6 protein-coding genes and 1 tRNA gene are annotated in these 6,093 nt (G+C 59.1%); 4 read left to right on the top strand and 3 right to left on the bottom strand.

Annotated features, from left to right (window positions below):
* Together B4F73_RS07125 and B4F73_RS07120 are read left to right on the top strand one after the other, a co-directional pair.
* A partial coding sequence (locus tag B4F73_RS07125; RefSeq protein ID WP_290482860.1) for an aldo/keto reductase occupies positions 1-931 on the top strand: 931 nt, incomplete at its 5' end.
* The gene (locus B4F73_RS07120; RefSeq protein ID WP_290482859.1) at positions 928-1,620 is read left to right on the top strand and encodes a DUF938 domain-containing protein; all 693 of its coding nucleotides are present in this window, start codon (positions 928-930) and stop codon (positions 1,618-1,620) included. The genes B4F73_RS07125 and B4F73_RS07120, both read left to right, overlap by 4 nt.
* Here the strand turns inward: B4F73_RS07120 and metG are convergent.
* Together metG and B4F73_RS07110 are read right to left on the bottom strand one after the other, a co-directional pair.
* Positions 1,611-3,341, bottom strand: coding sequence for a methionine--tRNA ligase (gene metG, locus B4F73_RS07115; protein WP_290482858.1), 1,731 nt, complete (start codon positions 3,339-3,341; stop codon positions 1,611-1,613). The genes B4F73_RS07120 and metG overlap by 10 nt on opposite strands.
* 225 nt (positions 3,342-3,566) lie before the next feature.
* Entirely contained in the window at positions 3,567-4,040 is a 474-nt protein-coding gene (locus B4F73_RS07110; protein WP_290482857.1) for a hypothetical protein, read from the bottom strand.
* 241 nt (positions 4,041-4,281) lie between these two features.
* Here B4F73_RS07110 and B4F73_RS07105 point away from each other — a divergent pair.
* Positions 4,282-4,357, top strand: a tRNA-Thr gene (locus B4F73_RS07105).
* 358 nt (positions 4,358-4,715) lie between these two features.
* Positions 4,716-5,246 carry a redoxin domain-containing protein gene (locus B4F73_RS07100; protein ID WP_206992691.1) on the top strand — a complete coding sequence of 177 codons (531 nt, stop codon included), beginning with the start codon at positions 4,716-4,718 and terminating at the stop codon, positions 5,244-5,246.
* Positions 5,247-5,256: 10 nt separating this feature from the next.
* Here B4F73_RS07100 and B4F73_RS07095 read toward each other — a convergent pair.
* Positions 5,257-6,093, bottom strand: an 837-nt coding sequence (locus B4F73_RS07095) for an enoyl-CoA hydratase-related protein (RefSeq protein ID WP_290482856.1), incomplete at its 5' end; no start/stop codon positions are given.

Genomic DNA, 6,093 nt, shown 5'->3' with positions numbered 1-6,093 from the left:
CCCGCCGATGGATGAGGCGGAAGCCAAGGGCTTGCTCGTGCGCGCGCTGGACCTCGGCTACGACTTTCTCGACACGGCAACGCTCTACGGCTTCGGGCGCAGCGAGGAGCTGATCGGGCAAGCCCTGAAGGATAGGAGGGACAGTTATTTCCTCGCCAGCAAATGTGTGTTGGGGTTTGATGGTGGCCAGCGGACGCTGGACGCGCGGCCGGAAAGCATAAAGGCCGCCTGCGAGGCCAGCCTGAAGCGCCTGCAGACAGACGTGATTGATCTCTACTACATGCACCGACCGGATCCGAATGTGCCGATCGAGGACTCGGTTGGCGCATTGTCTGACCTGATACAAGAAGGCAAAATCCGCATGATCGGATTGTCGGAAATGGGCGAAGCCGATTTGCGCCGCGCGCACGCCGTGCATCCGATAGCCGCTATGCAGAGCGAGTACTCCCTCTGGGTTCGCAACCCGGAAATCGCCATCAAGGCGGCGTGTGAAGAACTGGGCGTGGCGCTCGTGGCCTTCTCGCCCGTGGGGCGCGGCTTCCTTGCCGATCCGCCGGTTGATCCGGCGAAATTCCATGAGTCGGATTTGCGGGGATCCATCTTCCCGCGCTTCACGCCAGAAAACTATGCCCGGAACCTGCCCCTGTTGGACGAGGCACGGGCCTGCGCAAAAGAAGTGGACTGTTCAGTAGCGCAATTGGCGCTCGCCTGGACGCTCGCCAAGGGAGATAACATTCTCCCGATCCCAGGTACGACCAACCTCGCTCATCTTGAAGAGAACTGGCAGGCAGGCAGCGTCCAATTGTCAGAAGATATGGTTGCGCGGCTGGATGCATTCTTCTTGCCGGAGAAAGCCGTTGGTCCACGCTATAACCGTTTGGGGCAGGCGGTCGTAACCACGGAAATGTATCCCTTCGAGCAAACCCGATGACAAATGGGACTGATGGGGACTACCCAAAGTCCGAAAGCGGCAAACCAGTCGCTCTGGAGGCCCGTCGCACCGAGGGAGACGGTCGGCGGTACTCGCCATCTGTTGCGCGCAATCGCGACCCGATCCTCAGCGTGTTTCGTAACCATGTCTGTAAAGGCGGGCACGTTCTCGAGGTCGCTTCCGGCACTGGCGAGCATGGGGCTTACCTGACCCAGGCGCTTGGCGACCTCTACTGGACTTATTCCGACATTGATGCGGAGAGCCGCGCCAGCCAGAAGGCATGGAGAGACGCCAGCTCGCATGATCGACTGGCGGGGCCTGTCGTCGTAGACGCTTCCAAAGGTCAGTGGGGAGACGTGGAACGGCCCGGCTATTGGGACGCCATAGTCTCAATCAACATGATTCATATTGCGCCTTTCGAGGCTGCGTTCGGCCTCATTGCGGGCGCTGGCAGACTTTTGAAGCCCGGCGGAAAGCTGTTCCTGTACGGACCCTTTGCGCGGAACGGCGAGATCGCACCGTCCAACGCGGCATTCACCGAGAGCCTGCAATCGCGAGATTCCGCTTGGGGAGTCCGCGACCTGGATCGTCAGATCATCCCGCTGGCCGAAGAAGTTGGTCTGTCCGTCGCGAAAATCATCGAGATGCCGGCCAACAATCTGAGCGTCATATTCCAGCGTCAGGCCTGATCACTCCCGCCAAAACGTTCGGTCCATTCTTCGACCTGGCTGTCTTCGATCTTCTGGAACAACACGTCCGGCGGAGATATCTCCATGCCCGGCGGCAGGCTGTTCAACAGGCCGGGAATGTCGCGGAACCTGAAGCTCCGATGCTCGTCGGGAATACCGAGCGCATCGAGAATTTTCTTGCCCGCGTCAGGAATGATCGGCAGTGCGAGAATACCAAACAGGGCCGCGAGGTTCAGGCCCGTGCGTACGCCGACAGCAGCCGCGTCCACATCTGACTTGTACTTCACCCACGGCTCGGCCTTGGTAAGATACTCATTGCCGGCGGCCCAGATTGCGCGGGTCTCGGCGGCGGCCTTGCGGAACTCCATCGCCTCATAATGTTCGATCAGACGTGGCAGGCGCTCCTGCAGTTCCGCCGTCATCCACGCTTCGGCGTCGCCGGCTTCGCCCGTCTTTGGAACCTTGCCGTCGAACTTTGACACCGTGTACTTGGTGATCCGGTTGACGAAATTACCGAGTACGTTGGCGAGGTCGGAATTCACCGCAGACTGGAAACCTTCCCAGGTGAAGGCAGCATCCGAGCCTTCTGGGGCATTGGCGATCAGATACCACCGCCAGTAATCAGCTGGCAGCAATTCCAGCGCTTGGTCCATGAATACGCCGCGCTTGTTCGACGTTGAGAACTTGCCGCCATACCAGGTGACCCAATTGAAGGCCTTCAGCTTGTCGACCGTCTTCCATGGTTCTCCGGAGCCGAGCAGCGTCACGGGGAAGCTGACCGTGTGGAAGGCGACATTGTCCTTGCCCATGAACTGGACGTACTCAGTTTCGTCGGCGCCCTTGTCGGTGCGCCAGAGGGCTTCCCAATCATTCCCGGTCGCTTCGGCCCATTCCTGCGTGGCCGCGATGTATTCGATAGGCGCGTCGAACCAGACATAGAAGACCTTGTCTTCATAGCCCGGACGCGGATTGCCATCGGCGTCCAGCACCGGCACGCCCCAGCTCAGATCGCGCGTGATGGCGCGGGCGATCAGGCCCTCATCCAGCCATTTGTTGGCGATGGAAACGGCAAGGCCAGGCCATTGGGCGCCCTTGCTGTTCACCCAGTCGCGAATCTTGTCCTGCATCTGCGTTTGCAGCAGGTAGAGATGGTTGGTGTCGCGGATTTCGATATTCTTGCTGCCGGAGACCGAGGAATACGGGTCAATCAGGTCGACCGGGTCCAGGAGCCGTCCGCAATTGTCGCACTGGTCGCCGCGCGCCTTTTCGAAGCCACAGGTCGGGCAGGTGCCCTCGACGTAGCGGTCGGGCAGGAAGCGGCCATCATCGACAGAATAGACCTGTTTGGATGTGCGCTCTTCGATCAGGCCGTTCTGTTCCAGGACTTGCGCGAAATGCTGGGTCAGTGCGCTGTTGGCAGGGCGGGAGGAGCGTCCAAACCAGTCATAGGACAGGTTGAAACCCTCGCCTGCGGCGCGCTGTATCTCGTACTGTTCGTCGCAATAGGCCTGGACGCTCATCTCGGCGGCCTGGGCGGCCAGTTCAGCTGGCGTGCCATGCTCGTCTGTGGCGCAGATATAGGTCACGTCATGGCCCATCAGTCGCATCACGCGGGAATATACATCCGCCGGCAGCATGGAGCCTGCCAGATTACCGAGATGCTTGATGCCGTTGATATAAGGCAGGGCGGACGTAACGAGAATGCGCCGGGTTTGCGTCATGGAGATGCGGTCTTTCCCAAATAGCGTTGCGGGCAGGTCGGGCCGTGTGCCCGGTTGCCCTGCACCTTTTAGCGATGCGCGCCGGAAAGGAAAGAATTGTGACGCCTTAAATAACAGGGCAGTCCGTCAAAAAGAACGCCCCGAACACGCTGCAAGGCGCTCGGGGCGAGGGGTTCCGGGACGCGGTGAGGAATCCTGGACTTTCCGGGAGGAAAATTTGTAGGCCTACAGGCCGTAGCCGGTGGCGGCTGTCACGGTAAGATCGACGCGGCGCGCCATTGGGAATGTGAGGGCATCTGACGGGTTGGCTTCAGCGGCCGACACAAAGGCCGTGCGAATGTCACGCGCGCGGATACCACGGGCGTTCAGGGCTTCCAGCACCACGGCGGCGCGAGCTTCAGACAGGCTGGTGGCCGCCATGACGTCGATAGCATCGGCTGATACGACACTAGCCTCGATGTCCGATACGGCGCATCCGGCAAGCTGGTCGCCAGCCGTGTTGAGCGAGCGAACCGCATAAGAGGAAAGGACTGATTCCTGCTTTGAGAAATAGACGGTGATTTGAGTATCCTGGCAGGTCTTTTCGTAAGGAACATGAACAGGCTCAAGGGGCGGAGCCTTCGGGGCGTCCGACATGGCAGGGAATGCCAAGGCGATTGCGGCGATGCTGAAGCCGGCCAGTATCTGTGCGCGTTTCATTTCCAGTATTCCTTCAGGCTCTCGTGTCGTCTGACACCCATCAACGCCACATCTTGGTGTGTGGTCTCCTGAAGGACTGGATAGACTTCCTTTGAGGCGGAAATATGCGGCCATCAGGGCGAATGGGGCAGAGTTGGGGAAATTGAAAGAAATCGGCTCCGGAGCGAACTGATGACAATTTGACTGGAACACCCGCTTGCGCCGCCGCGCTGATCGAAGTAGTGACACCCATTCCAGCGTGGCCGGCTTAGCTCAGCTGGTAGAGCATCTGATTTGTAATCAGAGGGTCGGGGGTTCGAGTCCCTCAGCCGGCACCAGCAAAAACAAGGGTCTACCCCCTGTTTCGCGGGAAACGCGATGTGGAATTAGCCCGCAACCGGTAAAAATGAGATTGATCGCGCTGGTCGCCTGCGTGAGGCTGGACTATCCGACACGGGCATCAACTTCGCACACCGGCCATCTTTTCTGGCGAGCAGAGCAAGGCGGTCGGACCGTCATTTCATATCCGGAATGCCTGCTTGTCTCCGTTGAATTTGGAAAGACCGTGGCGCAATTCCAGATACCTTGCGTGATGTGTGCGCAGCTCAAATCTGTGTTTCGTCGCGCGTGAAGCGGAACAAGCTGTTCAGTTGTGAGCTAGTGTAACTGCCCGCAGATACTCATAGGATACAATTCATGCCCAATACTCTGACACCCGCCGCATCGTTTCCTGACATCGAGGTTGCCACACTGGGTGGGGGTGACGCCAAGCTCGGCGTCCCCAACCGGGAGCACGGGAACTGGAGGCTGATTGTAGTCTATCGCGGGAAGCATTGTCCCATCTGCAAGACTTATCTGACAGAGCTGAATGGCATGCTTGATGATTTTGCTGCGATCGACGTTGATGTCATCGCGGTTTCTGCTGATCCGGAAGAGAAGGCGAAAGCCTCTGCCAGCGATATCGGCTACATGGGCACGATCGGTTACGATCTCAGCACTGCGCAGATGACCGAGCTAGGCCTATTCGTTTCTGACCCCCGAAGCCCGGAGGAAACTGACCGCCCCTTTGCAGAGCCGGCGACGTTCGTCGTGAGGAATGATGGCAAGTTGCAGATCGTGGACGTATCGAATGCCCCGTTTGCGCGTCCTGCGCTGAAGGGCTTGCTGGATGGCCTTACCTTTATTCGCAAGAAGGATTATCCGGTACGAGGCACTCACACTGGATAAGGATTAGCATTCAGTCAGGTTGCGGGTCGCCGCCCCCTGGACTGGATGTTGATCCACCCAAAACCGGCTTGGCCAGGAGTGGTTCAAATAACGGAGCAGTGCGCGCTTTTCTGGCACGTAGGGCGGCGGAAATATCATGCGTGCTCCACAATGCCGACTGCGTACGGGCAGACCATTCCAGGGAATCCGCAACAGAATGGTCACGTGCCCATCGCAAGGCGGCTTTTGTCCCTGCGATGGCGACAGGTGCCTTCCTGCACACCTGATCTGCGGCGGCCATGGCCAGTTTGATGGCCGCATCCGGCGTATCCGCAAGGCGGGTCACAAAGCCATGCTGGGCCGCTTCGTCCGCATGCAGTGTCTCGCCCAAAAATGCCATCTCTTTTACAACCGGCTCAGGCAGGATTTTCGGCAGGCGCTGCAATGCCCCGACATCCGCCATGATACCTGTATTAATTTCCTCAATCCGGAAATAGGAGTCGCGGGTCGCGTATCTGAGATCGCATGCTGCGGCCAGCTCCAGGCCGGCGCCGAGGCAAGCGCCCTGTATTGCCGCAAAAACGGGGAAGCGTGCGCGCTCCAGGCAAGAGAAAGTCTCCTGCAAGGAAAGAGCGAGATGGTAGAAGCTCTCACGGGCGCCGGGTGAGTCAGGCTCGGGGATACCGCCTGCAAATTCGTCGAGATCCATTCCTGCGCAGAAATTTCGTCCGCCTGATGACAGAACCATGGCGCGTACTTCCCCACTTCGATCGAGCGCGGAGATATCGGGTGCTAGTCCATTCCAGAATCCGGCGCCCAACGCATTCCCTGACTGGGGGCGCTCCAATATGAGGTGGGCGATTCCTGC

Origin of the sequence: Hyphomonas sp. UBA3601, assembly GCF_002375605.1 — a bacterium.
Lineage (GTDB): Bacteria > Pseudomonadota > Alphaproteobacteria > Caulobacterales > Hyphomonadaceae > Hyphomonas.
The sequence above is the reverse complement of the archived record's forward strand: the minus strand, read 5'-3'. Positions and strand labels throughout refer to the sequence as shown.